Origin of the sequence: Actinoplanes sp. TFC3, assembly GCF_001553785.1 — a bacterium.
Taxonomy (GTDB): Bacteria; Actinomycetota; Actinomycetes; order Mycobacteriales; family Micromonosporaceae; genus Actinoplanes.
In genome coordinates, this window is record NZ_LOJP01000014.1 from 34,875 (window position 1) to 61,525 (window position 26,651).

Annotated in this window: 23 protein-coding genes; 8 read left to right on the forward strand and 15 right to left on the reverse strand. The window is 71.1% G+C overall.

Going from position 1 to position 26,651, the window contains the following annotated elements; all coding sequences use genetic code 11:
- Window positions 1–16: 16 nt before the first annotated feature.
- The 5 genes from TFC3_RS34595 to TFC3_RS38925 are packed head-to-tail and all read right to left on the reverse strand — an operon-like array spanning window position 17 to window position 7,609.
- Window positions 17–694: an ABC transporter ATP-binding protein gene (locus tag TFC3_RS34595; RefSeq protein ID WP_067510422.1), complete on the reverse strand. Its 678-nt coding sequence runs from the start codon at window positions 692–694 to the stop codon at window positions 17–19.
- Window positions 687–1,622: an ABC transporter ATP-binding protein gene (locus tag TFC3_RS34590; protein WP_082772761.1), complete on the reverse strand. Its 936-nt coding sequence runs from the start codon at window positions 1,620–1,622 to the stop codon at window positions 687–689. Before TFC3_RS34590 ends, TFC3_RS34595 begins: the two co-directional genes overlap by 8 nt.
- Window positions 1,622–4,285, reverse strand: coding sequence for an FtsX-like permease family protein (locus tag TFC3_RS34585; protein ID WP_067510424.1), 2,664 nt, complete (start codon window positions 4,283–4,285; stop codon window positions 1,622–1,624). The genes TFC3_RS34590 and TFC3_RS34585 overlap by 1 nt, the downstream gene beginning before the upstream one ends.
- Window positions 4,282–7,407: an ABC transporter permease gene (locus TFC3_RS34580; protein ID WP_067510426.1), complete on the reverse strand. Its 3,126-nt coding sequence runs from the start codon at window positions 7,405–7,407 to the stop codon at window positions 4,282–4,284. Before TFC3_RS34580 ends, TFC3_RS34585 begins: the two co-directional genes overlap by 4 nt.
- A 37-nt stretch (window positions 7,408–7,444) precedes the next feature.
- Window positions 7,445–7,609, reverse strand: coding sequence for a hypothetical protein (locus tag TFC3_RS38925; RefSeq protein ID WP_201787316.1), 165 nt, complete (start codon window positions 7,607–7,609; stop codon window positions 7,445–7,447).
- Between the two features lie 257 nt (window positions 7,610–7,866).
- Between TFC3_RS38925 and TFC3_RS34575 the strand changes: the two genes are divergently transcribed.
- The 5 genes from TFC3_RS34575 (at window position 7,867) to TFC3_RS40135 (ending at window position 11,312) form a co-directional block, all read left to right on the forward strand.
- Window positions 7,867–9,024, forward strand: coding sequence for an LCP family protein (locus TFC3_RS34575; protein ID WP_067510428.1), 1,158 nt, complete (start codon window positions 7,867–7,869; stop codon window positions 9,022–9,024).
- A gap of 35 nt (window positions 9,025–9,059) precedes the next feature.
- Entirely contained in the window at window positions 9,060–9,611 is a 552-nt protein-coding gene (locus tag TFC3_RS34570) for a hypothetical protein (RefSeq protein WP_153040632.1), read from the forward strand.
- A 70-nt stretch (window positions 9,612–9,681) separates the two neighbouring features.
- The gene (locus TFC3_RS34565) at window positions 9,682–10,401 is read left to right on the forward strand and encodes a hypothetical protein (RefSeq protein ID WP_067510432.1); all 720 of its coding nucleotides are present in this window, start codon (window positions 9,682–9,684) and stop codon (window positions 10,399–10,401) included.
- A gap of 33 nt (window positions 10,402–10,434) precedes the next feature.
- Window positions 10,435–11,151, forward strand: coding sequence for a GGDEF domain-containing protein (locus TFC3_RS34560; protein ID WP_067510434.1), 717 nt, complete (start codon window positions 10,435–10,437; stop codon window positions 11,149–11,151).
- Between the two features lie 29 nt (window positions 11,152–11,180).
- On the forward strand, window positions 11,181–11,312 hold the full coding sequence (locus TFC3_RS40135) for a hypothetical protein (RefSeq protein WP_255363823.1): 132 nt from the start codon (window positions 11,181–11,183) through the stop codon (window positions 11,310–11,312).
- On the opposite strand, the gene TFC3_RS34555 is transcribed toward TFC3_RS40135, so the two are convergent.
- Complete coding sequence (locus tag TFC3_RS34555) at window positions 11,284–12,042, reverse strand: S9 family peptidase (protein ID WP_067510436.1); 759 nt, start codon at window positions 12,040–12,042, stop codon at window positions 11,284–11,286. The two genes, TFC3_RS40135 and TFC3_RS34555, sit on opposite strands and share 29 nt — an antisense overlap.
- A gap of 138 nt (window positions 12,043–12,180) precedes the next feature.
- Window positions 12,181–12,741: a TetR family transcriptional regulator gene (locus TFC3_RS34550; RefSeq protein WP_067510438.1), complete on the reverse strand. Its 561-nt coding sequence runs from the start codon at window positions 12,739–12,741 to the stop codon at window positions 12,181–12,183.
- A 105-nt stretch (window positions 12,742–12,846) separates the two neighbouring features.
- Here TFC3_RS34550 and TFC3_RS34545 point away from each other — a divergent pair, with 105 nt between their 5' ends.
- Together TFC3_RS34545 and TFC3_RS34540 are read left to right on the forward strand one after the other, a co-directional pair.
- A complete protein-coding gene (locus TFC3_RS34545; RefSeq protein ID WP_067510439.1) occupies window positions 12,847–13,743 on the forward strand; it encodes an SDR family oxidoreductase in 897 nt (298 codons plus the stop codon).
- 98 nt (window positions 13,744–13,841) lie between these two features.
- Window positions 13,842–15,398, forward strand: coding sequence for an ATP-binding protein (locus TFC3_RS34540; protein WP_067510441.1), 1,557 nt, complete (start codon window positions 13,842–13,844; stop codon window positions 15,396–15,398).
- Between the two features lie 53 nt (window positions 15,399–15,451).
- On the opposite strand, the gene TFC3_RS34535 is transcribed toward TFC3_RS34540, so the two are convergent.
- The 5 genes from TFC3_RS34535 to TFC3_RS34515 all read right to left on the reverse strand — a co-directional run bounded on the left by TFC3_RS34535 (window position 15,452) and on the right by TFC3_RS34515 (window position 22,185).
- Window positions 15,452–16,252, reverse strand: a complete 801-nt coding sequence (locus TFC3_RS34535; RefSeq protein WP_067510442.1) for a DNA-formamidopyrimidine glycosylase family protein — start codon at window positions 16,250–16,252, stop codon at window positions 15,452–15,454.
- Between the two features lie 6 nt (window positions 16,253–16,258).
- A complete protein-coding gene (gene lysS / locus TFC3_RS34530) occupies window positions 16,259–17,980 on the reverse strand; it encodes a lysine--tRNA ligase (protein WP_067510529.1) in 1,722 nt (573 codons plus the stop codon).
- 353 nt (window positions 17,981–18,333) lie between these two features.
- The gene (locus TFC3_RS34525; RefSeq protein ID WP_067510444.1) at window positions 18,334–18,705 is read right to left on the reverse strand and encodes a hypothetical protein; all 372 of its coding nucleotides are present in this window, start codon (window positions 18,703–18,705) and stop codon (window positions 18,334–18,336) included.
- A 174-nt stretch (window positions 18,706–18,879) separates the two neighbouring features.
- Window positions 18,880–20,919 (reverse strand): carbohydrate-binding module family 20 domain-containing protein, encoded by a 2,040-nt coding sequence (locus tag TFC3_RS34520; RefSeq protein WP_236718634.1) that lies wholly within the window; start codon window positions 20,917–20,919, stop codon window positions 18,880–18,882.
- Window positions 20,920–21,114: 195 nt separating this feature from the next.
- On the reverse strand, window positions 21,115–22,185 hold the full coding sequence (locus TFC3_RS34515; RefSeq protein WP_067510448.1) for a LacI family DNA-binding transcriptional regulator: 1,071 nt from the start codon (window positions 22,183–22,185) through the stop codon (window positions 21,115–21,117).
- A 190-nt stretch (window positions 22,186–22,375) separates the two neighbouring features.
- Between TFC3_RS34515 and TFC3_RS34510 the strand changes: the two genes are divergently transcribed.
- Complete coding sequence (locus TFC3_RS34510) at window positions 22,376–23,836, forward strand: aldehyde dehydrogenase family protein (RefSeq protein WP_067510450.1); 1,461 nt, start codon at window positions 22,376–22,378, stop codon at window positions 23,834–23,836.
- A gap of 71 nt (window positions 23,837–23,907) precedes the next feature.
- Here TFC3_RS34510 and TFC3_RS34505 read toward each other — a convergent pair whose 3' ends face one another.
- The 3 genes from TFC3_RS34505 to TFC3_RS34495 form a co-directional block, all read right to left on the reverse strand.
- Window positions 23,908–24,546 carry a 4a-hydroxytetrahydrobiopterin dehydratase gene (locus TFC3_RS34505; protein ID WP_067510452.1) on the reverse strand — a complete coding sequence of 213 codons (639 nt, stop codon included), beginning with the start codon at window positions 24,544–24,546 and terminating at the stop codon, window positions 23,908–23,910.
- A gap of 164 nt (window positions 24,547–24,710) precedes the next feature.
- Window positions 24,711–25,844, reverse strand: a complete 1,134-nt coding sequence (locus TFC3_RS34500; protein WP_067510454.1) for a hypothetical protein — start codon at window positions 25,842–25,844, stop codon at window positions 24,711–24,713.
- A 7-nt stretch (window positions 25,845–25,851) separates the two neighbouring features.
- A complete protein-coding gene (locus tag TFC3_RS34495) occupies window positions 25,852–26,643 on the reverse strand; it encodes an ABC transporter ATP-binding protein (protein WP_067510456.1) in 792 nt (263 codons plus the stop codon).
- Window positions 26,644–26,651: the final 8 nt, after the last annotated feature.

A 26,651-nucleotide genomic window follows, 5' to 3' on the forward strand; every position in this document is an offset into this window, starting at 1 on the left:
CGTGCAGAACTTTACCTCACGGTTCGAGGCGCCCGTCGCGCAGGGTGAGAACCCGGTCGGCGCGGTCCATCAGGCTGGGGTCGTGCGTGGCCACCAGGGCGGTCATGCCGCGGGCGTCGACCAGCGCGCGGAGCAGGTCCATGATGGCCCGCCCGGTTTCGGAGTCGAGCTGGCCGGTGGGTTCGTCGGCGATCAGCAGCGGCGGGTCGTTGGCCAGGGCGCGGGCCACCGCCACGCGCTGCTGCTGACCGCCGGACATCTCGTACGGCCGCTGGTTGGCCTGGGCGCCGAGCCCAACCAGTTCGAGCAGCAGGCTGACCCGTTCCTCGCGCTCCTCGGGGTTCTGAGCGGCCAGGCGCAGCGGCACGCTGATGTTCTCGGCTGCGCTGAGGATCGGGATCAGCCCGAAGGACTGGAACACGAAGCCGATGGTGGTGCGGCGCAGACCCAGCAGGTCGTTCTCCCTCGCGCCGGATACGTCGTGCCCGTCGACCTCGATGGTGCCGCTGCTGGGGCGGTCCAGCCCGCCGATCAGGTTGAGCAGCGTGGTCTTGCCCGCGCCGGAGCGGCCTCGCACGGCGACGAGCTCCCCGCGCCCGGTTTCGAAGGACACGTCGCGTACGGCATGCACGGCGCGGTCCCCCGTACCGTAGTGGCGGTTCAGTTGCTTGACTGTGATCAGCGTGTCACTCATCGCCCGGCCTCACCTGCACGTGGTCGGTTTCCAGCGTCAACTGCACCCGGTCCTTGAGGCTCAGCGCGTCCACGAAGCCCGCCGGCAGCTGCATGCGCCCGGCCCGGTCGAGCACCGCGTACTCCTGGGAGACGATTTCCTCGGCACCGCCGGCGCCGGTGCGGGCGCTGCGGCGTACCTCGGATGCGGTGCGGCCGTCACGGATCGCGACCGTGCGCCGGACCTGGCCCGACACCGCATGGTCATGAGTGACGATCACGATGGTGACGCCCAGTTCGGCGTTGATGGTGCGCAGCGCGACGAACACGTCGGCGGCGGTGGCCTCGTCCAGCTCGCCGGTCGGCTCGTCGGCGAACAGCACCTCGGGGTCGTTGGCCACCGCGACCGCCACCGCCGTGCGCTGCTGCTCGCCGCCGCTCATCTGGTTGGGCCGCCGGTCGGCGCAGTGCGCCACCCCGGTCATGTCCAGCAGTTCCAGGGCCCGTTTGCGACTGGCCCGCCCGGCCAGGCGCATCGGCAGCTCGACGTTCTCGCGGGCGGACAGGTACGGCAGCAGGTTGCGCCCGGTCTGCTGCCACACGAACCCGGCCACCTTGCGGCGGTAGCGCAGCCGGCGCCGCGAGGTCATGGTCAGCAGGTCGAAGCCGGCCACCCGGGCGATGCCGGCGGTCGGCACGTCGAGCCCGGACAGGATGTTGAGCATCGTCGACTTGCCCGAGCCGGAGGCGCCCACGATCGCCAGCAGCTCGCCCTGATCCACGACCAGGTCGAGGCCCTGCAGCGCCACCACCTCGACACCTTCGGTTTTGAAGATGCGCACCAGCCCGTCGCAGACTATGTGCCCGCGCAGCCGGTCGGTGCCCCCGGCCCGGGCCGCGGCCCGCTGGGCTGCCCGGCGTTGCAGCTCGCCGAGATCCGGTCCGGTCATCAGATGTCCTCTCCCAGGCGGAGTGAGGCCCCCAGGCCCATCCGGCGGTGCGCCGCGGTCTCCACGAGCACGGCGGTGGAAAGCCCGGCCAGCAGCAGCGCCAGGGCTTGTACGGCCAGCCACGGGTCGACGGCCACCCGCGGCGCGACCCCGGCGGTGAACGCGTCGAGCCCAAGCGCCGGGCCGATCAGCCGGGGCAGCAGCCAGCCCACCGCCGTACCGGCCAGAAAGGCGACCGCCAGCAGCGGGGTCAGTTCGAGGATCAGCAGGTTGCGGCCCTGGCGCCCGGACAGCCCGAGGGTGCGCAGCCGCGACAGCGCCTGCCCGCGCCCGGGGGCGTCGGCCAGCACCGCGAGCCCGACGGCGAGCAGGGCCAGCACGATTGCGCCCACCGCCCCGGCCAGGAAGACGAAGGTCAGCAGCGCGTTCACACCGCTGTCCTCCAGCTCTTGGCGGTGCTGCTCCCAGGTGATGATCTCGGCCAGGCGGGGCAGCTGCTGATCGGTGACCTGGGTGATGCCGGCGTCGATGGTGCGCCGCAGCAGGGCGAGGTAGTACTCGCGCTGCCCGGCGTCGGCCGCCTTGCGCACCGCGTCGTTGTCGAAGTCGTGCCCGGCGAGCAGGTAGCGGGTGGGCACGAGCGGCTGGAAATCCGGCGCGGGCACCGAGCGCCACGGCAGCGCAATGAACCGTCGGGTGCCGGTTCCCAGGCCGGGGATCTCCGCGGTGGTCTCGGCGACGCGGAACTCGTAGCTGCGGCCCTGCACGGACACCGAGCCACCGGCGCCGATGTCGGCGGCGACGTCCGGGGAGACGACCGCCTGAATCGGGCCGCTGGTGGTGGCCGAGGCCAGCGGCCCGGGCATGCGGGCGGTCACGCCGCTGCGGCGCAGCAGGTCGTTCGCGGCGGCACCGTCGATGATCACCAGCTGGGCCTGGGCGCGGCGCCCGGAGGTTGCGGTGAGCTGGGCGCCCGAGCCGGCCAGCAGCGGGACGGCCGCATCCACGCCGGGCACCTGGGTGAGCAGCCGGTCGGTGCCGGCGGCGAAGCCGAACCCGGTCACCTGGGCGTCGGCGCCGACCGCGCGGTCGGTGGCCCGGTCGCGGGCGTCGCTGATGGTGGAGTTGACCGCGACGGTGAACACGCCGGTGGCCGCGGCGACGATGAGCACGGCGACCGGGCCCGCGGACAGCGGGGTGCCGCGGCCGGCGCGGGCCAGCCCGAGGAAGGCGACGAGTCCCCGGGCGCGGGCCGCCAACCGACCGGCTTTGCGCAGGGGCCAGGGCAGCAGCCGTACGACGGCCAGCGCCGCAGCCGCGCCCAGCAGCACCGGCACCACCGACAGGAACGGGTCCACGCCGTCCTGCACCCCCCGCTGACGCACGAGTACCACGCCGAGCCCGGCCAGCAGCAGCACGAACACCTCACCGGCGAGCCGGCGCGACCCGGGCCGCCCGGGCCGGCGCCCGCCGGTGCCCCCGACCAGCGCGGCCAGCAGCGGAGCCACCCCGACGGCGAGCAGCAGCAACGCAGCGATCAGCGCCGGTTCGCTTCCGGCGGCGCGGCCGGGCAGCAGGGCACAGAACAGCCAGCCGAGCAGCACGGTCGGGGCGACCACCAGCACGGTTTCGGCGAGCGTGCGCAGCGCCACCGTGCCGGCGATCGCACCGCGGGCGCGCAGCAGGGCGTACTCGGCGCGGCGGCGTTCGACCATCAGCAGCGCGGCCAGCAGGATCAGCCCGAGCACGGTGGCGATCAGGCCGGACTCGACGACCGCCACGGTGGCCTGCGCTCCGGACTGGGCCTTGGCGAAGGCCAGCAGCGCTGGTTCTGCATTGGAGCGCAGGGTGCGGCCCTGGGGCGGGTTGCGCCGGGCGTCGACGACGGCGGTGGTCAGCGCGTCGAGGCCGGGCGCGGTGATGCGGTCCACATCCAGGCGGTAGCGCCACCGGCCCTCGAACAGCTCGGTCTGCTTGACCGCCAGCCGGCTGCCCTCAAGGTCGGTGAGCACGGTGCCCTGCCAGGTCATCCCGTCGTCGGCCTGCGGGCAGCCGATGCGTTCGACGCGCTGGGTGTCCCAGTACGGCGCGTCGTCGTCGAGCGGCTCGAACAGCCCGCTGATGAGCACGGTGGTGGTGCCGGCCGCGGTCAGCTTGGTGCCCACCTTCAGCCCGAGCTGCTTGGCGTCCGCGCGCGACACCATTGCTCGCACGGTGGTGGTGTCACTGACCGGTGCCGCGCCCTCGACCACGCGTACGGCCCCGGCCTCGCCGCTCTGGTAGCGCACCCGCAGCGACGGGCGGCACACCCCGGTGTACGGCGCCGGGCCGCTCAAGTTCTGCCCGGGCACTTCGCTGTCTGCGGTGTACCAGCGGTCCTCGACCAGCGCGGGCAGCGGGTCGGGCAGGTCGTGTTCGTAGCTGGGCAGCAGCGCATCGCCCCCGGAGGGCAGGCTTTTGTCGCTCGCGTCGTAGCCAGAACCGAACACGATGTCGCGGTTGAGGTACGACAATCGGCTCAGGTCCGAGCGCAGCCCCTGATCGGTGTAGTGGTTGGCCACCCGGGGCACCCCGGCGACCAGCAGCGCCGCCACCAGCGCGAGCGCAGCCAGCAGGCCCAGATGCCCGCCGAAGGCCCGGATCCGGCGCAGCACCGCGCTCATCTGTCGGCTCCCAGGTACAGCCGGGCCGCGGCCAGCCGGCGCCGCAGCGTGATCCCGGCCAGCGCGCTGAGCCCTGCGGCGAGCACGAACAACAGCAACGCGGTCCCGCCAGCCCGCACCCAGTCCACAACCAGGTACGGCGGTGGCACCGGGCGCGATGCCTGCGGGGTGAGGATCATCAGCGGGGCCATCGCCGCGGCCACCCCGATGCCGACCGCGAGCCCGGCCAGCACCCCGGTCCCGGCCAGGAACGCCTGCTCGGTCATCAGCGAGCGGGCCAGCAGCCGCGGCCCGGCGCCCAGGGTGTGCAGCACGGCCAGCTCGCTGATGCGCCGGCGGGTGGTGGTGCGCACGTCGACGAGCACGCCCGCCGCGGCCAGCAGCAGCGCCCCGATCGCGGCGGCGAACAGCGCGGTGCGCCCGCCCACCCCGTACGAGTCCACAGCCGAGGCCGCCGCCTGTTCCCGGCGGTCGTTCACCTGCAGCCCGCCGAGCCGCAGGGCCTGCATGGCCGCTTGGGTGTGGGTGCTCGCCGGCACGGACAGCCACCATTCCTGGGTCTCGTGCACGATCCCGGCCTGATACAGCAGGTACGCCTGCAGGGTCGGCAGGTCGGCCAGCACCGCGGCGGGGTCGTCGGAGCCGGGCACCGCCACGATGCTGCCGGCCAGGCGCACCGGCACGTCGGCGCCGCCGATGCGCATGGTCACCGGCCGGTCGCCGCTCAGGTGCAGGCGCTGCTGGGCGCCGGGGGTGGCCACGATGGGCACCGGTGGCACCTTCACCGGCCGCACGATGGTGACCTTGGCGCGGCCCAGGCCCCCGGCCGGCACGGTGGCGCCGATCGCCGCGCCGCTGACGACCACCGAGTCGGGTTGCTGCCCGACGCTCATCAGCGCCCACTTGTCACCCAGCGGCAGCGCCTTACCGTCGATCGCGAGCTGGGACAGCCGCAACTCGATGGTGGTTGCCACATAGGACGCGTCGGCGTCGGCCACGAACCCGGCCAGGCGCAGCCCGGTGCCGTCGCCGGGCAGGGCCGCGGTGAAGCGGCCCGGGCTCAGGGGGATGCGGATCGCCTCGCCGGTGCTGTCGACGACGATGGCGGTGATCGTGGGGACTCCCATCGAGCCGATGACCTCGGCCCGGCCGGTCAGCCGGGTGCCGGCGGGCAGCGCGTCCAGCGACACGTCGGGCCGGGCCCCGGTCAGCACCGTGCTGAGGGCTTTCGCGCCGCCGCCGTACAAATCGGAGCGGATCTGCACGCTGCCCCCGGCTGCGATGCCGTCGATGGCGATCAGGTCGGCGGCGCTCTCGCCGATGCTTGCCTGCACGCTTTCGCGCCAGCCGCGCCGCACGTCGGTGACCCCGGACAGCGCGGCCAGCCGCTGTGCTCGCCCGGCCGGGGCGGCGCCGGAGATCTCAGTGAGCCGCAGGTCCGCGCCAACGCCGTGGTCGGCCTGATCGCTGACCGAGCGGCTCGCCGTCCCGGCCAGGCACCAGCCGACAGTGCTGGCCGCCACGGCCAGCGCGAGCAGCAGCACCGGACCGGCGTGCGGGCGGCGACCGGCCTGCCACATGCCGAACAGCGGCGCGAAGCGCTGACCGCCGGTTAGTCGCCGCTCGGTCAGCCGCGCGGCGGGGGCCAGCAGCCGCAGCGCGAGCGTGGCCCCGGCGAGGATGCCGAGGGTAGGCGCCGCAGCCAGCAGCGGGTCGATGCCCAGCCCGCCGCTGGGGCCGCCGGACAGCGGGGAGGCGTAGCGGCGCAGCTGCAGCCAGCCGAGCACGGCCAGCGCGATCAGCAGCACGTCGGCTCCGGCCCGCTGCAGCGCCGCGCGGCGGTTGGGCCGTGAGCGCGCCTGCAGGTCCTCGACGTAGGTGCCACCGCGCAGCACGGGCACGGTGATGGCGGCGGCGCACCCGATCGCGGCCAGTGCAGCGACAATCCAGAGCAGCGGGCCGGGCTGCCACCCGGAGGGTTCGGTGAGCCCGAACCAGCGCCGCTGCCCCGCCAGGTGCACGGCGGCGGCGGCAAGCGGTGCGGCGATGAGCCCGGCCGGCGCCACGACGGCCAGGGCCTCGGCGGCGGTCAGCCCGGCGAGCTGGCGGGAGGTCGCCCCGCGGGCGCGCAGCAGCGCGGACTCGGCGCGGCGGTGCTCGGTGAGCAGCGCGGCGATGAGCACCAGAGCCAGCCCGCTGAGCACGGCGACCAGCAGCACCGGGGTGACCAGTGCGGAGCGGCCCACCAGGTCGGCGCGTTCAAGCCGGTCGATCAGCCCGCTCAGCCCGGTGTCGACCACGGCCGAGGTGCCCAGCCCGCTCTTGGCGGGTAGCTCCGCGCGTTCGGCGGCGGCGGCGTCGGCTGCCCGGCGGACCTGGGTCACCCCGGCGCCGCTCAGGTCGACAGCGGCGAGCCAGGCGGCCGAGGCGTTGCCGGCGAAGGAGCGGGCGAAGTCGGCCCGGTCCACTACCAGCGGCCCGTACGTGGCAGAGCTCGGTGCCACCCCGGCGACCACGTCGGGGGCCAGCTGGAAGTAGGGGTCGGCGGCCTCGTGCGGGCGCCAGATGCCGCTGACCCGCAGCGTGGTGACCTTCTGGTTGATGCGGTTGACCACCGGCACCCGGTCGCCGACGGCCAGGCCGAGCGCGCGGGCCACCCCGGCGCCCACCGCGGTCTGCGGTTGCTGCGCGCCGGGTTCGGGCCAGGCGCCGTCGGTGAGCACCGCGTGGGCGCTCAGGTCGCCGAGGAACATGACCGAGGCGTAGACCACGCCGCCGGAGTCGGGCACGGCGTCGCCGGTGGGGCCGGAGAACGCGCGGCCGGTGGCGTATCCGGCGGCGGAGACGGCGACGTCGCGCCCGCCCAGACCGGCGGCGAAGCGCTGGCGCACGGCGGCGTCGCGGCGATCCAGGTCGGCCGGGTCGCGTCCGGCGGAGCCGCGGACCAGCACGGCGCGTTCGGGGGGAGCCGAGGCGGCCAGGGTGCTGGCCGCGCCGGCGCGCACGACCTCACGGCTGTAGGCTACGAGCCCGGTGAGCAGCAGGGTCGCGATCAGGGCCAGGGCACCGGCGGCAGCCAGCAGGGATCGTGCTGCACCGGCCCGTCGTATGAGCAGACTCATGACCCCGCGCCCTCCCGGCCCCGTCCCGCCGCAAGGACTATAGAGGCCGCGGAGATCGCGGTGGATCAACGCCTCGCCGCTCGGAGCGGATGCGGCGCAGCGTGCGCTGCAGCAGCAGGTCGGCGCCCTCGGGTGGGCCGTCCAGCAGCATGGCTTCGCTCAGCTCGGCGTGTTCGCCGCCCGGCTCCGGCGCGTTCCCCATGCCCCAGGTACGAACGCGGCCCGGCGACCGGTTCGAATTTCCGGACAGAGATGCAAGTCACAACTGTGAATCTTCGCGCCCGAATCGCCCGTCTGTGTCGGCCTGCCAGCCGCCGAATTGACTGATAAAAGGCCGTTTCCGCCGCTTGCTGCCGCCGATCATGATGCTCAGAGTCGTCAGCTAGCATTCGCCGCCGCGCGACTCCTCCGATCAGCTGCAATCTTCAGAGGGTCGGCCCGTCTGCCGAAGGGAACACCGTGAGCAAGACCGCGCGTTCCAAACGCCGCCGCTCGCCCCTGTGGGCGCGGTGGCTCGTCGGCCTGGGTGTCGTGCTGGTGGTGGCCAGCGGCGGCTCGATCGTCGCTGCCAACGTGGTGCTGAGTTCGGCGACCGGCGCGGTCAACGAGACGCCCCTGCTGCCGCAGAATCCCGCCGTCGAGCGCCAGCACGCCGACGTCAAGGGCGCCAAGAACATTCTGCTGGTCGGGCTGGACACCCGGCCGAGCTGGAAGAACAAAGAACCGAGCCGGTCGGACTCGATCATCCTGCTGCACCTGCCGGCCGACCATTCACCGGTCTATCTGGTGTCACTGCCGCGCGACAGCTACGTCGAGATCCCGGCCTACGACAACGGCAAGCAGAAATACGCCGGCGGGCACAACAAGATCAATTCAGCGTTCGCGTACGGCAGCCGTGGCCTGGAAGGCGCCGCGGCTGAGGCGCACGGCTTCGAGCTGCTCACCCTGACCGTGCAGAAGCTGACCGGCATCACCCCCGACGCGGGCGCGATCATCGACTTCACCGGCTTCAAGGATGTGGTGAACGTCCTGGGCCAGGTCTGCATGTACGTCGACGAGGACGTCACGTCGATCCACGTGGGGCACACCGCCGACGGCAAGCAGGCGGTGCCGTACACCACCGACTCGGCCGGGCTGCACCCGCGCAAGGTGCCGGGGGTGACCGCCAACTTCTACAAGAAGGGCGACCACTGCTTCACCCCGGTCGAGGCGCACGACTACGCCCGCCAGCGTGATCTGCTGGCCAACAAGGACTCCGACTACGGCCGCCAGCGCCACCAGCAGCAGCTGCTCAAGGCGATCCTCAAGCAGGCGGTCAAGTCGGGCTTCAACCAGCCGACCAAGCTGCCCAGCCTGCTGTCGGCGATCGGCAAGACCATGACCGTCGACGGCGGCGGGATCCCGCTGGAGGACTGGGCATTCGCGATGAAGAACACCAACCCCGACGACCTGGTCACCATCAAGACCAACGCCGGCACCTTCAACTCCGACTCGATCGCGGGCCTGGGCGACGTCGAGATCCTCAGCGACGACACCATGGACCTGCTGCGCTCGGTCAAGAAGGACACCGTGGCCACCTTCCTGCAGGCCCATCCGGATTGGATCACGCAAAGCTGACCCACCGCCGGGCCCGGCGCGACATGCTGACAGGCATGCCCGTACGACATCGCCTGTCCTGGATCCTGACCCTGGCCACCGCCGGCGCCGTGCTGGCGGCCCCGCCACCCGCAGCCGCGGCGGCCGTGCACTACGGCGGGACGATCACCCGCAACCAGGTCATCGCCCGCGCCGCCGACTGGCTGCGGCGCGGCATCCAGTACTCGCAGAGCAACGCCGACGCGCGCTGGGACGTCAACCGCGGCCGGCGCTACCGCCCCGACTGCTCCGGCATGGTGTCGATGGCCTGGGCGATCGACCCGGCCGCACCCGGTCTGGGCCGCGCTCTGGTCACCTGGGAGATCCCGGCGGTGGCGAACCGGGTCCGCTGGGCCGACGTGCGCCGCGGCGACGCGCTGCTGCACCTGGTGCCCCGCGACCGCTCGCAGGAGCACGTGCAGCTGGTGCAGGCCTGGGCGAACCCGGCCCGCACCCGGCTGTGGGTCATCGAGCAGAGCAGCCGCCGCTACGACATGCGCCGCAAAGTCGTGACGATCGCGGCGGTGCGTAGCGCGTACCAGCCCTACCGTTACCGCTGGATCCGGTAGCTGCCCGCACACCTGATTCGCACCCGTCCCGGACCGTTGTGAGACCCCCTCCGGCCCCACGCTGGAGGCCATGAGCAGATCCGACGTCCTCGCCCTGCCCCGGCGCCTGGCCGGCTGGCAGTGGTTCCTGGTCGCGGCGCCCGTCACCATCGCTTTGTACTACGCGCTGCTCTCGCACGGTCCGGGCTGGGAACCCGAGCAGGCCATGATGTACGCCAGCGCGGACGCGAGCATGGCCGTCGCCGCGCTGCTGGCCGCGCGCCGGCACCTGCAGGTCCGCGGCGGGCTGCTGCTCATCGCCGCCGGCGCGGTGACCGGGGTGATCGGTGACCTGATGTTCTGGATCACCACGCTGACCACCGAGCGCGTCACCTACCTCAACCTGTCCGACCTGGCCTACCTGACCACGTACCTGCTGCTGGCCGCCGGGCTCGTCGTGCTCGTGCGCCGGCGCACCCCGGGCTGGGATCTGGCCGGGCTGGTGGACACCGCCATCGTCGCGGTAGGCGCCGGTTTCCTGGTGTACGCGCTGGTCATCTCGCCCACGCTGGCGGCCGGCGGCGAGCGCAGCGACACCCTGGTCGCGCTGGCGTACCCGATCGGCGACCTGCTGCTGATCGCGGTGGGCGCCCGGCTGCTGATCGGGGCCGGGCCGCGTACGGTGTCGCTCGCCACGGTGGGCACCTGCCTCGCCCTCACCCTGGTCGCCGACATCACCTACAGCGTGCAGGCGCTCAGCGGCTCGTACATGGTAGCGACCTATGTGGACGCGATCTGGATGGCCGCCTAGTTCATTCTCGCCGCGGGCCTGCTGCACCCGTCCATGACCACGATGATCGCGCCGAGCCCGGTGATGACCCCGGACGCCACCCCGGGGCGGCTGGCTCTGCTCGCCGCCGCAGCGCTGCTGGCGCCCGGCACCATGCTGGTGCAGCATCTGCGTGGCGCCGGGGCCCCGATCCTGTCCGGCACCATCGTGTGCGCGCTGCTGTTCCTGCTCGTGCTCGCCCGCATGGCCGGTCTCGTGCAGGCCCAGCGGATCGCGGCGATCACCGACGGCCTTACCGGGCTGCGCAGCCGCGGTTACCTCACGCAGGCCCTGCACACCGAGACCGCCCGTTCGGTGCGCTCGGGCGCGCCGGTCGCGATGCTGCTGCTGGACGTCGATCACTTCAAGACCGTCAACGACACGTACGGCCACAGCGTCGGCGACCAGGTGCTCATGGAGGTGGCTGATCGCCTGCGCCGGCTCGTGCGGCCCGGGGATCTGGTGGCGCGCTACGGCGGCGAGGAGTTCGCGGTTGTGCTGCCCGGCACCGACCTGACCGAGGCCCGCCTGGTCGGTGAGCGGGTCCGCCGGGGCATTGCCGCCGCCCCGATCGCCGTGGGTCCGGGGCGGCTGCGCACCGTCACGGTGTCGGTGGGCCTGGCCGGCATCCCGGATCCCTGCCTGAGCGTGGACGACCTGGTGCTGGCCGCCGACCGTGCCCTGTACGCCGCCAAGCACGCCGGACGCGACCAGGTGGCCTCGGCGGTTTGACCACCGGGCGCGGCGGTCAGTCGACGCCCATGACTGCGCAACCCGCCTGTGCCAGCGCCAGCCTCGCCGAGCTGCTGCTGCCCCCGGTCGACCTGTCGCTGTCGGTCGCGCTGGGCACGGCGGTGCGCCCGATCAGCCGGCTGATGGAGGGGGCGCGCTGAGGTGCCGGGCGAAGAACCGGACCGCGCTTTCGGCCTCGAAGCGCGGTAAGTCCTTGTGCCGTCCCGCATTGGCATGCAGCGTTTTCTCCGGTGAACCGAAGGCGTCGAACAGCTCCAGCGCCGAGGAGCGAGGGATGTGCTCGTCGTCCCACTGCATCACGTACTCGATCGGCACGGTGATCCGCCGGGCTGTCTCGGCTAACGCGTCAGGCCAGTGCTGCCCGAAGACAGCCGCCGAGATGCGCGGTTCGGAGGCCACAAACGGCACCCCGATAGCGGTGGCCATGTTCAACCCGAAGTACCCGACCCGCCGTTCCCCGCCCAGCCAGCAGAGCAGAGCGTCCAGGACTGCATGCCATTCGGGTACGGCCAGAGTGGCCAGACAAGTGTTGTAGCGCACCACGATCGGGCCCTCCGGCTCCCCTGCCGCCCGAGCCCGGAACAGCTCGGCGATCTCTTTCTCGTCGTGCTCCGAGCGCGTCCGGTCGCCGTGGCCGGGGGCGTCGATGACGGCAACATGCAAGCCGCACCCGGCCACCAGCAGCCGCGCCCGCCCGCTCATGGCCGGGGCCTTCTTGTGGGTGCCGCCGCCGTGGCCCATCAGCACCAGCGGTGCCCGGCCGGCAGCCGAGGGCGGCGACCACAGCACGCCGGGAATCGATCCGAGGGTGAAGTCCCGCTCGATGATGGCGTCCAACGAGGACTCGGCGGTGAATCGCAGTGTCTGCACAGGTGTGGCCCTTCGAGAACGGGGCGCCCCCGGCTCAGCTCCCAGGCTGGGCAACGCGAGGAGGCACCCACATGGTTACGACGTTCACGGGGTTCACCTCCTCGAGTAGGCCGACACCGTAGCACCGGCGTGCGGCGCTCAGCGGCCGGATGTCAGCGCGACCAGCTTCTCGAACACCGCGCGCTGAATCTCGGCGAATGGCCGCTGCTCCCCCTCGGTGAGCCAGGCGATGAAGGCCGTACGGAACACCGTCACACCGCTCTCGGCCGCCAGCGCCGCTGTCACCGGGTCGATCCCGCGCTCGGTCAGGGCCGTCGTCAGGGCAGCCGCGACCGAGGACAGCTTGTGCCGCTCGCGTTCCTGGAAGGCCTCGTCCGCGTCGATGACACCTTGCCGCGCGCGGGACCAGGCGCGGCGCTCCTCGGGGAACAGGGTGGCCGCGCCGTCGAGAGCCCGCTCGACCATGGCCATCGGGTCACCGGTGTTGCCGAGCTGGTCGAGGAACGCGTTCTGAAAGTCGGCCTGCCCGGAGAAGAGCACTTCGCGTTTGTCGGTGAAGTAGCGGAAGAAGGTGCGCTCGGTCAGCCCGGCCCGGGCGGCGATCTCGGCGACCGTCACGCCGTCGAACCCGCGGTCGGCGAACAACTCCAGCGCCGCTTGCCCCAGGCGCGCGTCCGCACCACCTTGCCACCTAGCCATGGGCCCCATCCTAAACGCCTGAGTCCGGACCGGAGACTACCGATGTCAGACTCTGACATCAGGGTGTACGCTGATTTCAGTCACTGACATCAGGAGGTCACCCTCATGCGGGTATTCGTCACCGGAGCCACCGGCTGGATCGGCTCTGCCACCGTCGACGAGCTCATCGCGGCCGGCCACGACGTCGTCGGGCTGGCTCGCTCCGACAAGGGCGCCGCGGCGCTCAAGGCCCAGCACGCCACCGTGCTGCAAGCCGACCTCGACGATCTGGAGGCCCTGCGCCGCGGCGCCACCGAGGCCGACGCGGTCATCCACCTGGCCAACAAGCACGACTTCGCCAACCCGGCCGAGTCCAACCGCGCCGAGCGCGCCGCCGTGGAGACCTTCACCGAGGCGCTGGCCGGCACCAACCGCCCGTTCGTTCTCGCCTCCGGCCTGGCCGGGCTCAGCGAGGGGCGTCCGTCGACCGAGCAGGATCCGTCGCCGTTCACCGGCCCGGAATCAGCGCGCGGCGGCGGGGAGAACCTGGCCCTGGACTCCGTCTCGCGCGGCGTGCGCACCATCGCCGCCCGTTTCGCCCCGACCGTGCACGGCACCGGCGACCACGGCTTCATCGCGCTGATCGTGGCCGCGGCCCGCAAGCACGGCGTCTCGGCGTACATCGGTGAGGGCACCAACGCCTGGTCCGCCGTGCACCGCTCGGACGCCGCCCGCCTGGTGCGCCTCGGCCTGGAGCATGCCCCGGCCGGCACCCGCCCGCACGCTGCGGCCGAGCCGGGCATCCCCACCCGCGAGATCGCCGAGGCCATCGGGCGCACGCTGGGCCTGCCGGTCACCTCGGTGGCGCCGCAGGACGCGGTCGAGCACTTCGGTTTCATCGGCCGGTTCTTCGCCATGGACATGCAGGCCACCAGCATCGCCACGAGGGAGTCGCTCTCCTGGCACCCGAGCGGCCCGACGCTGATCGAGGACATCGAGGCGGGTGCGTACACCCGGTCCTGACCTGGCGCCGCGCGACCTTGACGAGCAATCCCGCCCAGCGGCCGGTTTGCGGCGTTGTGGATACTCATGACCTCGTCCGCACACCTGGGGAGCCGGTCATGCCCGCGACGCGTTTTCGTTCGTGGACCTTGCGCAGCCGCGTCATGGCCATCTGCGGGGGGCTGAGCCTGCTGCTGGTCGCGCTCAGCGTCGCGGCGGCGCTGATCGCCGAGGACAGCAGCGGGCGCATCGACGTGCTGGTCAACAAGACCGGCCCGATGCGCACGGCGGGGCAGAGCCTGGACGCGGCCTTCGTGGACCAGGAGACCGGGATGCGCGGGTTCCTGCTCAGCGGCAGACAGGACAACCTCTCCCCGTACGACCGCGGCCGCGCAGCCGAGACCCAGCTGCTGGACCAGATCGCCACCTTGAACGCCAGTGGCCGCAGCGACAAGGCGGTCACGGCCGACCTCGACCTGGTCCGGCAGCGGTCCACCCAGTGGCGCACCACCGTCGCCGAGGCGGTCATCGCGGCGGTGCGCAGCGGTGGACCGCAAGCGGGGCAAGCACTTCCCGGCGCTTCCAGCACCCAGCAGTTCGACGCTGTCCGCGCCGCCGTCGCGCAACTGCAGGGCGACATCTCGACCGTGCGCAACGCTGCGGTGCAACGTGCCAAGGACACCGGCGGGTCGCTGGTCGCGCTGGAACTTCTTGCGGCGGCGGCCGTCGCCCTGGCCGGGGCGGCGCTGATGGTGCTGCTCGACCGGCTGGTCAACCGGCCGGTGCTGCACCTGGCCGGCCAGATCCGCACGGTGGCCGCCGGGGACTACGACCACGACATCACCGGGCGCGGCTCGCCGGAGTTCCGCGCTTTGGCCCGCGACGTCGACGCCATGCGGCGCAAGATCGCCGCTGAGCTGCGCGAGGTGCAGCAAGCGCGGGCGCAGATCGAGTGGGGCAACGCGCAGCTCAAGGTGCAGGCCGAGGAGCTGACCCGCTCCAACCGCGATCTTGAGCAATTCGCGTACGTCGCCTCGCACGACTTGCAGGAGCCGTTGCGCAAGGTCGCAAGTTTCTGCCAGCTCCTGCAACGCCGGTACGCCGGCCAGCTCGACGCACGCGCCGACCAGTACATCGCGTTCGCCGTGGACGGGGCCGAACGCATGCAACGGCTGATCAACGACCTGCTGGCGTTCTCCCGCATCGGCCGGCTCACCACCGGCTTCACCGCCGTGGACCTCGGCCGCGTGCTCACCCAGGTACGCTCGCAACTGGAGGAACGCGCCGGTGCGGATGCCGAGATCAGCTGGTCGGGCCTGCCCACGGTACGCGGCGAGGAGCCGTTGCTGACCACGCTGTTCACCAACCTGATCGGCAACTCGCTCAAGTTCCGCCGCCCCGGGGTGCCGCCGAAAATCAGCGTCACCGGCGTTCGCGAGGACGACCACTGGGCTGTGACCGTACGGGATAACGGCATCGGCATCGAACCGGAATTTGCCGACAAGGTCTTCGTCATCTTCCAGCGTCTGCACCCGCGCGAGGCCTATGAGGGCACGGGCATCGGACTGGCCATCGTGAAGAAGATCGTCGAATACCACGGCGGCACGGTCACGCTGGACACCAGGGTCGAGGAGGGCGCCTGTTTTCGCATCACCTTGCCGGTGCTGGAAGAATAATTCACCGTCGGCGCAGGTGTCCTGGCTGCAGTCCCCCGTTTCGGGTCAGCCATTCACACCTGCCTGCGCGTGCTCTGGCAGTGCGGGCACCACCACGTTTCCCGGTCGTACGGGTCGGCACCGGCGGCCCGGAACGCGACGGGGGTGCCGCAGCGCAGGCAGGGCCGGCGGTATCGCCCGTACACCCAGTGCGTACGGCCGCGGCGCAGATCCCCGGTGGTCGACTGGGTGGCGTTGCGCAGGCCGAGCAGCATCATGCGGTGCGCCCGGTCGAGCGTTGCCGCAATGTCGATGGCGCCGCTGCGGGCGTACGGATGAATCCCCCCGATGAACAGCGACTCGACCGCCCACAGGTTGCCGATCCCGCAGAGGTTGCGCTGATCCATCAGCGCCTGCCGGATGGGCAGGTCCGGGGCTGCCGCCACGTTCGCCACCGCCTCGCCGATCCGCTCCGCCCAGTCGGCGGCCAGGATGTCCGGGCCGAGATGGCCGATCACCGTGTGCTCGCGCGTGGTTGCGACGACCTCCAGCACCGGCATGTCGTGCGCCGCGAGCACCCCCCGCTCGCCCAGATCCAGCCAGGCACCGAGCCGATCGGCTACCGGCCGGGGGCGCCACGCCGGGCGGTGGGTGCGCCAGGAACCCTGCATGCGCAGATGGCTGTGCAGCGTACGGCCGCTGGCGAAACGCATCAGCAGGTGCTTACCCACCGCCGCGACCTCGGTGAGCGTGTCGCCGGCGAAGCGCACCGGCACCTCACCACCGCGCCGGTACTCGCTGTCGAGCACCGGCGCGCCGGCGAACGTGGTGTGCAGGCGGGTGGCGAGACGCCTGATCGAGTCGCCCTCCGCCACGTCCGGCTACTGCCCGATCAGGGTGCGCAGCCGGTCCGCGCCGACCGCCAGCAGCAGCGTGGGCAGCCGGGGGCCGGTCTCCTTGCCGATCAGCAGGCGGTAGATCAGCACGAAGAACGCGCGCTGGGCGACCTTGAGCTCGTTCGTCGGCTTGGTGTCGGCGGGCAGGCCGGCCATCGTCTTGGGCACCCCGTAGAGCAGCGTGGTGAGCCCGCTCAGCGACCAGTTGCCGGTCAGGCCCGCGGCGAGCAGGCGCAGGGATTCGCGCTGGTCCTCCTCGAGCGAGGCGAGCAGCTCCTTGTCGGGCTCGGTGCGTACCTGCGTGCGGGCGTCGGCGTCCATCTGGGTGTTCACCCACACCTGCGCCTTGTCGAGGCGGGGGCGCACCTCGGCCAGCGCGGTCACCGGCCGCTGCGGGTCGAGGTCGTGCAGGATGCGCAGGGTCTGCTCGTCGTCGCCGGTGGTGATGTCGACGATCGAGGCGAGGGTGCGGTACGCGATCGGCACCGGCGTCACCGGCAGCGTCGTGCCCGCCGTGCGGACCGCGCGGTCGTGGGCGGCCTCGTCGGCCGGGGCGGCGGTGCCGGCCGCGATCTTGGCCGCCAGGGCGTCCCACTCGTCGTACATGCGCTGGATCTCGGCATCGAACGCGATCTTGAACGACTGATTCGGCCGGCGGCGCGCGTACAGCCAGCGCAGCAAGGCCGGCTCCATGATGCCCAGCGCGTCGGCCGGGGTCGGCACGGCGCCACGCGAACTCGACATCTTGGCCATGCCGCTGATGCCCACGAACGCGTACATCGGTCCGATCGGCTGCCGTCCGCCGAACACCTCGCTGACGATCTGCCCGCCGACCACGAAGGACGACCCGGGCGAGGAGTGGTCGACGCCCGAGGGTTCGAAGAGCACGCCCTCGTACGCCCAGCGCATCGGCCAGTCGACCTTCCAGACCAGCTTGCCCCGGTTGAACTCCGACAGCAGGACGGTCTCGGTGAAGCCGTCGAGCGTGCACTCGTACGCCATGGCGGTGCTCTGGTCGTCGTAGGCCGTGACCGTCGTCAGATCCTTGCCGCACTCGCCGCAGTAGGGCTTGTAGGGGAAGTAGCCGGTGGTCGCGGTGCCGTCGTCCTCGTCGGCCGCGCCCGAGCCTTCCTCGGCCGCCGCTGCCGCTGCCGCCTCCGCCTCGTCGAGCTTCTGGCTCTGCTTGGGCCCCTTGGCCGGCCGGCCCTTCGTGCGGTAGCGGTCCAGGATCTCGTCGATGCGGGCACGCTCGCGCATGGCCAGAAGAACCTGGTCCCGGTACGCCCCGCAGGTGTACATCTCGGTCTGGCTGATGCCCCGGTACTCGACACCCATCTCGGCGAGCGAGTCGATCATCGCGGCCTTGAAGTGCTCGGCCCAGTTCGGGAACCGGCTGCCGGGCGGCGCGGGCACGGCGGTCAGCGGCTTGCCGATGTGCTCGGCCCACTCCGGCGGGATCCCGGCCGGCACCTTGCGGAACCGGTCGTAGTCGTCCCATGAGATCAGGTGCACCACCTCGTGCCCCCGGCGGCGGATCTCGTCCGCGACCAGGTGCGGGGTCATCACCTCACGCAGGTTGCCCAGGTGGATCGGCCCGGACGGGCTCAGCCCGGACGCGCACACCACGGGCCGCCCCGGCTCCGCGGCGGCGATCACCTCGTCGGCGAACCGGCTCACCCAGTCGACGGGTCCTGCAACTTCAGCCACGATCTCCAACTTCCCCTGTCGTCTCGTCAACCCCCATTTTCCCGCATCGCGGTGCGCGTCCGGGCATGACCCCCGGCTCAGCTCTGACGGGGGCGCCTCAACCCACCGGATTGCGTTGCAGATGCAGGGCCGGCTCGCCACTGCCCGGCGAGATGCTCCCCGAGCCGGCGACGCACGTCCACGAACCAGGCAGGGCCGGCGGCCCCACCGATCAGCTCGACCAGGCGCGGCCCCACGCCGCGCCGGTGCCGCGCGTAGTCGAAGAGGTAGATCTTCGCGTCCGCGGCCCACAGCTCACCATGGATGCCGGGGCAGCTCGGCGCTGGCGTACCGTCGATATTCCGAGGACGGGCTCAGACGTCGAGGCCGGATTCGATGCGCCGGAGCTGGTGGCGGGCCATTGCCAGGTTGGCCTTCGACCTCACCAGCGCCAGGTAGAGGAACAGCCCTTCGCCCGCGCGGCCCTTGAGCGGCCGGATCAGGTGGTACTGCGTCTCCAGCGTGATCAGCACGTCCTCGATCTGCTCGCGGATGCCCAGCATCTCCATGGCCCGCAGCTTGGCCCGGACCACATCGGTGTTGCCGGCCGCCGCCACCGCCAGGTCCAACTCCGGGGTGCCGCCCGCGATGCCCAGCGCCATGCCGCTGGTGTAGTCGACAAGCGCAACGCCGATCGCTCCGTCGATCTGCATCGAGTCCTGGAGAGCGACGTCCATTTCCGGCATGCGTTTACCTCCCGCGGTCGAGGCGGCCCCTCCCGGCCCGGCGGCTGGGGTGTCGCGGCGACGGAACGGGGCCGATCAGTGAGAACGATCAATGAGCGCTGGCCCAGCATCCGGGTGAGCGAGCGGGGCCGGCCGCACCGGCTGTGCGACCGGCCCCGGAGAGAAGCGTCACTCTCATCGCCAGGAATCTGCCCACGTGGCGCTGCAAGGGCTTGCATTCGGCGTCGTCCGGGTGCGGTTGGGGTCGCTCTCCCACGTCACCGTCGAGCCCTCCTTCTTGATGTACTTGTACTGCACCGAGGTGCTGCCCGGCAGGTTCACAGTCGCCTTCCATACCGGGTACGACGCCGAGGACAGCGCCACCGCCTGAGCCGGGTCCCAGTTACCCAGTGCAGCGGTGTTACCGGTAACGAAGACGTTCTGGCCGAACGTGGTTGTCACAGTGGCTTCCACGTTGACTGCTGCGGTCGTACACCCGGTGGGATTGGCATTTCCGCCCCGGGCATTGATATGCAGAGCGAGCGCCGCGTTGGCCCCGACTGTTGCCGTGAATTGCCCAGAGCTGTCAACCGTGTACGCCGTCCCACCGCACGTGCCGTTCGTGAAGTCGCCGGTCATGACGTCGCAGTAGGTGCCCGCGGGCAGCGAGGTCTGGAAGGTGCGGGTCAGCGCCGAGCCCGAGCGGTTGAACGCCACATACGCGTTGCTGCCACGCCCGAACGCGATCTGATTGGACCCGTTGCTCCACCAGTTCGTCACCGCTGCGCCGGCCGCCGCATTGCGCAGGCCCACCATGTTCGCCGTGGTACGCGCCCGGTGCTCGCACTGCCAGCCGCTACCGCAACTCACCGCGTTCGTCGTGCCGTTGCTCGATGAAGGCGGCCCCTGGTCGGCGTTACTGAAGGTGAAGCTCGACATGACCTGCGGCACGCCATACGGATAGGTGATCATAAAGGCTTCGGCCAACGCGTACGAACTGCCGTCCTTGTAGGTCAGCGTCGCCCGCCCATTGCGCTGGGTGTCGTGATTGTCAATGAAAGCGACCGCGTCGCCACTGCTCAACAGCATGGAGCTGGGAACATTGTTCAGGTTCGACAGGCTGCCATTCTTGAACGCTGCCCCCACCACATCGCCATACCGGAATTCCGTCACATCGCCGATCCCGGTGTACTCCTGCGGCGCCGGCTCACCGCTACCGCCCTCGATAACCTCGGAGAACACGTAAGGGTCACCGGTAACCGGGTTGATGAACGCGGACATGTCGGCGGCGGGCATGTGTTTCGCGGCGTCCACCCGGAAACCGTCGACCCCCAGGGAAACCAGATCATTGAGGTACGCCGTCAGCTTGCCGCGCACGTACGTTGATTCGGTCCTCAGGTCGGAGAGGTCAACGAGCTCGCAATTCTGCACCTCCCAGCGGTCACCATAGTTGGCGATATCGTCATTACCGTTGCGCCCGCAGTGGTGAAAATCGTCATTGCCGTACGGCACCGACGGGTACGCATAGTGGCTGTAGGTCGAACCGGCGCTGCCCGCACCCGTCGAACCGCCACCGGCCATATGATTGACAACGGCATCCACATAAATCTTGACGCCGGCCGCATGACATGTCGACACCATGTTTGCGAATTGCGTCCGGTTACCCCGGCGCGTGGTGAGCTGATAGCTGACCGGCTGATAATCCTGCCACCACGGGTAACCGGAGCCGGGTAACACAACGTGTTCCTGCGGCGGGGAGACCTGCACGCCACCGAAGCCCTTGGGGCCCAGGACGGAGGTGCACTCGCTGGCAACCGAGGCCCACGGCCATTCGAAGAGATGAACGATGGTGTCCTTCGCACCCGGGCTCGCTGGCGAAAGCGCCGCGGCGCCGGTGAGCGACGCTGCTGCCGGCGCAGTGACACCGCCGATGATGCCGTATGCGCCGACCGCAGCGGTGACGATGGCGGTCGCCGCGCTGGCAACGACCTTCCGGTTACGCATGGGAAGCCTCCAGGGGGACGCGGGGGAAGCGCCGGATCTCCCTGCGCCTGAAATTTCTTGCGCAGTGCCGTGGAAGTTAGCAGCGTGTTTCACACCGGTAAAGCGATACCCCTCGATGCTCTCGCGGCTAATGTCCCATCTTGCCGGATGTTTCTTACAGGCTTGATCACCCCGCTGTCGCATCGAAGCGTCGAACCGCCAGGTCGCACCCGCCCGCAGCCCCAGCAGCACCCGCAAGAACTTTCAAAGATCCACTTAACAATCTCCCCCGGCAGGCACCGCATGGCGCCGCCGGGCGCCAATTGTGAAGGAATGCATCGCCGGGCAGGCTGGTGCGGGCGACGTGGCCGGCATGCGGCGTGAGGAAACCCGAGGTCCGGCATACCGCGCAGGCGTCAGGCAAGCAGAGCGCAACGCCCCCGCCGATCAAGCCGCCGAAGACCCCACACTCTCCGCGTCCCGCTCCACCTCACTCCCCCGAGCCCCGGCATTGATAGCCGTAGACCCCCGAACCACCAGCTCCGGCGAGAACACGTACTCCGACCGCGGCGCCCCGTGCCCGTTGATCTCATCGACCAGCTGACGAATGGCAGCGTTCCCCATCGCTGCCACCGGTTGCCGCAGCGTCGTCAGCGGCGGGTCGGTGAAGGCGATCAGCGGCGAGTCGTCGAACCCCACCACCGACACGTCCCGCGGCACCGACAATCCCCGGCGGCGGGCCGCTCGGATGGCGCCCAGGGCCATCAGGTCCGATCCGCAGACAAGGCCGGTCACCCCTCGGCCCAGGAGTTGCCCGGCCGCCACCTCGCCGCCCTCCACGCCGAACAAGGTCAGCGCCACCAGCTCGTCGAGTTCGCGGTCGCGCAGGCCGAGTTCGCGGCGCATGGCCGTACGGTAGCCCTCGAGTTTTCTTTGGACGTTGAGGAAACGGTCGGGGCCGGAGACGAAACCGATGCGGCGGTGCCCGAGGGCGACCAGGTGGTTGACCGCGAGCTCGGCGGCCAGGCGGTCGTCGCAGGAGATGAACGGGGCGTCCAGGCCCTCGGCGTAGCCGTTGATGAGCACGATGGGCAGGGGGCGGTCGACGAGCTTCCGGTAGCGCTCATGATCTGCTGTGGTGTCGGCGTGCAGGCCCGACACGAACACGATGCCGGAGACCTGGCGGTCCAGCAGCATCTCCACGTACTCATCCTCGGTGACGCCGCCGGGGGGCTGGGTGCACAGCACCGGGGTGAACCCGGACTGGCTCAGCGCCGACTCGATGGTCTGGGCGAAGGCCGGGAAAATCGGGTTCTCCAGCTCGGGTACGACCAGGCCGACCAGGCCGGCGCTGCGTTTGCGCAAGCGCTCCGGGCGTTCGTAGCCGAGCACGTCGAGCGCCGTCAGCACCGCCTGGCGGGTGTCGGCGGAGACGCCGGGCCGGTCGTTGAGCACGCGCGACACGGTCGCCTCGCTGACCTCGGCCTGGCGCGCGATGTCGGAGAGTCGTGCGCGCATGGGCGTCACTGTAGACCCTGGAAACTCTTGCGGAGAGGTGCAAGGGTCTCCATGGCTTGGAACATCACCGCGACATTGACCGGCTTCAGCGACGGCGATAGCGTTTTCGCCAGCGCCGGGATGCGTACCGGTGTTCGCATCCCGAACATCAGAGAGCATCCCGAAAGACCGTGATCAGGGAGGCTGCGCCATGCCGGTCGACCGTTTCCTGCTCATCGGCGGCGAGGACGTCCCGGCCGCGGACGGGCGCACCACCGAGGATCGCAACCCGCACAACGGCCATCTGCTCGCCCGCGTCGCCGCCGCCGGCCCGCAAGACGTCAAGCGCGCGGTCGACGCCGCCAGCCAAGCATTCCCCATCTGGTCCTCGGCCCCGCCCGCACAGCGCCGCAAGGTCCTCGCCCAGGCCGGCGACCTGCTCGAAGCCCGAGCCACCGAAGCAGCCACGCTGATGGCCGGTGAGACCGGGGGCACGCTGGCCTGGTCGATGTTCAACGTGGGCCTGGCCGCCGCGATGCTGCGCGAGGCCGCCGCCCTGACCACGTTGCCGGTCGGCGAGGTGCTCGCGGGCGACAACCCGGACGCCCTCTCGCTGGCCGTGCGCCAGCCCGCGGGAGTGGTCGCCGCGTTCGCACCCTGGAACGCACCGCTCATCCTCGGCACCCGCGCCATCGCCGCTCCCCTGGCCGCGGGCAACACCGTGGTGGTCAAGGCCAGCGAGGACGCGCCGCTGGCCTGCGCGCTGTTCCTGGCCGACGTGCTGCGCGACGCCGGCCTGCCGCCGGGGGCGCTCAACGTCATCACCAACGACCCGGCCGACGCGGCGCCGGTGGCGCAGGCGCTGATCGCCGATCCGCGCGTACGGCGGGTCAATTTCACGGGTTCGACGACGGTGGGCCGCATCATCGGCGAACTCGCCGCGCGGCACCTGACCCCGGCAGTGCTGGAGCTGGGCGGAAAGAATGCGGTGCTGGTACTCGACGACGCCGACCTGGAGTATGCGGTCGATGCGGTGGCGTTCGGCGCCTACCTCAATTCCGGGCAGATCTGCATGTCGGCCGACCGGGTGCTGGTGGACCGGTCGCTGGCCGCCGAGTTCGCCGCGCGCCTGGCGGACAAGGCCAAGGCGCTACCGTCCGGCGATCCGGCCGATCCGCGTACGGTGATCGGCCCGCTGATCAACCCCGCAGCGGCCGGGCGGGTGGCCGCTCTGGTCGACGACGCGGCAGCCGGCGGCGCCCACGTGCTTTCCGGCGGGGGTACGCCCACAGGTTCCCATTACCCCGCAACAGTCCTGTCCGCCGTCACAGCGGGGATGCGCATCCACACCGAGGAGATCTTCGGCCCGGTCTGCACCGTGCTCAGCGTCGACGGCGATGACGAAGCGGTGGCGGTGGCCAACGACAGCCCGTACGGCCTGACCGCCGGCGTGCTGACCCGCGACCTCTCGCGCGGCCTGGGCGTGGCCCGCCGCCTGCGCACCGGCATCGCCCACGTCAACGACCAGTCCGTGGACGACGATCCCACTGCCCCGTTCGGTGGCGTCGGCGCCTCGGGCTACGGCCGGTTCGGTGGGCGCGCCGGCCTGGAGGCGTTCACCGACCTGCGCTGGATAACCCTTCAGCAGCGCCCCAAGAAGTTCCCGTTCTGAAAGCTCAGTCCATCACCATGGGCGTCCACCGGCCAGGCGCCGCTGGCCGGCCATCCCCTGCGAAACAGAATCTAGGCCCGGTTCTGCCAGGTGCAGATGCATGCCTTGTTGCCGTCGGGGTCGGCGAGCACCCAGAAACTCGGCGCCTCGGCATCGCTGACCAGGGTGCCGCCGGCCGCGAGCGCCGCGTCGATGCGCGGCTGAGCCTGCGCCGGGTCCACCCAGATGTCCGGGTGCCAGTGCTGGCGGGGCTCCTCGGAACCGGACTGCTGGAACCAGAGCGTCGCGACCATGCCGTGCGGGTCGCGTACGTCGTTGCCGTGCGCCTCGCCGCGCAGGATCGCCGCCCAGAACGGGGAGATCGCGGCGTGCGCGGGGGTGTCGAGACCAAATTCGACCTGGGTGAGACCCGCGCACTCGCAGGTGAGGCCGGCCTCGGCGATCAGCGTGGAGATGGTGCGGGCCATGCGGATGTCGCGCCCGGTTACCGCGCCGGTGTCGTGGCTGGTGAGGCGGATGTCCACGTGGGTGTAGCGCAGGTCGAGGTCGGGGTGGTGGTCGGCCCGCTCGGCTGCCTCGCCCAGGGCGTTGACCAGGGCGAGCCCGGCGGCGAAGTCGGGGGTGGGCACGCGGGTGCGCAGGCTGTTCATCAGGTACGCCCACCCGTCCAGTTTTTCGTCGGCTATCTGCTGTGCGCTCAGTCGGGCCATACCGTCATCGTCCCACCGGCGACGATCAGCACCATCCCCAAGGCCACGAACACGACCCGGTTGAAGCGCCCAGCGGGCCGCTCGTTCACGGGCGGCTCAGAGCGCAGTGGGAGGACGCGATGGCGTCATCTGCCCGCACCCTCCCACCACCGGCGGTGATCCGCTCAGCCGAACAGGGCGAACCGCTCCCGGCTGCTCCCGCCCACGGCAGTGAACGCGCCACCGGCGGCGACCTTGCCGTTGCCGGCGGTCAGCACCTGCACGCCGACCTTGCCGTTGAGCCGCGGGTCCCACGCGGTCAGCTTGCCGTTGCTGTCCAGCGCGGCCAGCTTGACCCGGGAGGCGTAGCCGGCCGGGCAGCCAAGCTGCTTGATGGTGCTGGTGGATTTGCAGGCGCGGTCGAAGTGCCCGCCGACGTACGTGGTGGAGCCCAGCACTGCCAGGTTGTGCACGTCGCCGTCGAACAGGTGGGTCCAGCGGACCTTGCCCGTCGCGGTGTAGCCGGCCGCGCGCCCACCCGGGCCGCCGCTGGAGACGCTGATGCCGCTCGGCGAGATGGCGACGTCCATGACGGTGGCCGGGGCGGCGGGCTTGAAGCCCTTGACCAGGCGGCCGTTGGCGGTGGCGACGGCGGCGAGGCGGCGCGCGGGCGAGCCGTTGACCTTGTGGAAGTCGCCGCCCAGGTACAGCCGGGTGCCGGCGGCGGCGAGCGCGCGGATGCGGCTGTCGACCGACGGGTGGAAGGAGCGGTCGAGGGCGCCGGTGGTGTGCCGGAACGCGACCAGGTTGTTGCGGGTGGTGCCGTCCACGGACTTGAACGAGCCGGCGGCGTACACCCGGCCGTTACCGATGGCCAGCGTGCTCACCTCGCCGGAGACCTTGTGCGAGAACGCGGCGAGCTTGCCGGTCGAGGCGTCGAACCGCGCGATCGAGTCGCGGCGCAGGCCGTTGATCTCGTCGAAGTCGCCTGCGGCGTAGATGGCCTGAGGGCCCGAGGAGGTGACGGCCAGCGAGCGCACGGTGCCGTTGGCGGTGGGATTCCAGGGCAACAATGCGCCGGTACGGGCGGAGAACGCGGCCAGTCGTTTGCGCGTGTACGTTTTCCCGTGGGACTTCACCTGCGTGAAAGAGCCCCCGGCATAGATGACATCCCCACGAAAAGCCAGCGCCCACACCGTGGAATTGAATTCCGGGGCGGCGCTGGAGCGCGAAGCAATCGAGGGCGCCGCTGAGGCTGGCGCCGGCAGCAGCGAAACGGCGGCCGTCAGGGCCAGGACGGGAACGGAAAATAGTCGCACGTCTTGATCAACTACTGATGGCGGTATTTGGTTGCGCTCCTTTCGCCGCCTGTATCTGTTCGTAGACCCGCGCCCGCAGAGCGGTGAAGCGCGCATCGGCGCGGGTGTGCAACTGATCGCGCGCGGCGGGCAGGTCCACCAGCAATTCGTCCTGCACCACGGTCGGCGACGCGGACAGCACGAGCACCCGCTGACCCAGGTACACCGCCTCGTCGATGTCGTGGGTGACGAACAGGATCGTCACGCCCAGACGCTGCCACAACGCGCGGACCAGGTCCTCCAGCTCGGCGCGGGTCTGCGCGTCAACAGCGGCGAACGGCTCGTCCATCAGCAGCACGCTGGGCTCGTACGCGACCGCCCGCGCAATGGCCACCCGCTGCTGCATCCCACCGGACAGTTGCCACGGGTTGGACTGCTGCGTGCCGTCCAATCCCACAGCGGTCAACGCCTCGGACACCAATGCGGCCCGCCGCGGCCTGGGCACCCGTTTCTGCCGCAGTGGCAGGTCCACGTTGTCGTGCACGCTCAGCCAGGGAAACAAGCTGCGGCCGTACTCCTGGAAAACGACTGCCATTCCCGGCGGCGGGCCGGTTACCGCATTTCCGGCCAGACGCACTGCTCCCCCGGTGGGGCCGAGCAATCCGGCGACGCAGCGCAGCAATGTGGTTTTCCCGCAGCCCGACGGGCCGACCACGCAGACCAGTTCACCATCGTCCACAGTGAATGTCAGATCGCGTATCGCCTCGACCTCGCGCCGCTGCGAGCGGTACACCTTGCGCAGCCCGCTGACCTCGAGCATGGGTTCCT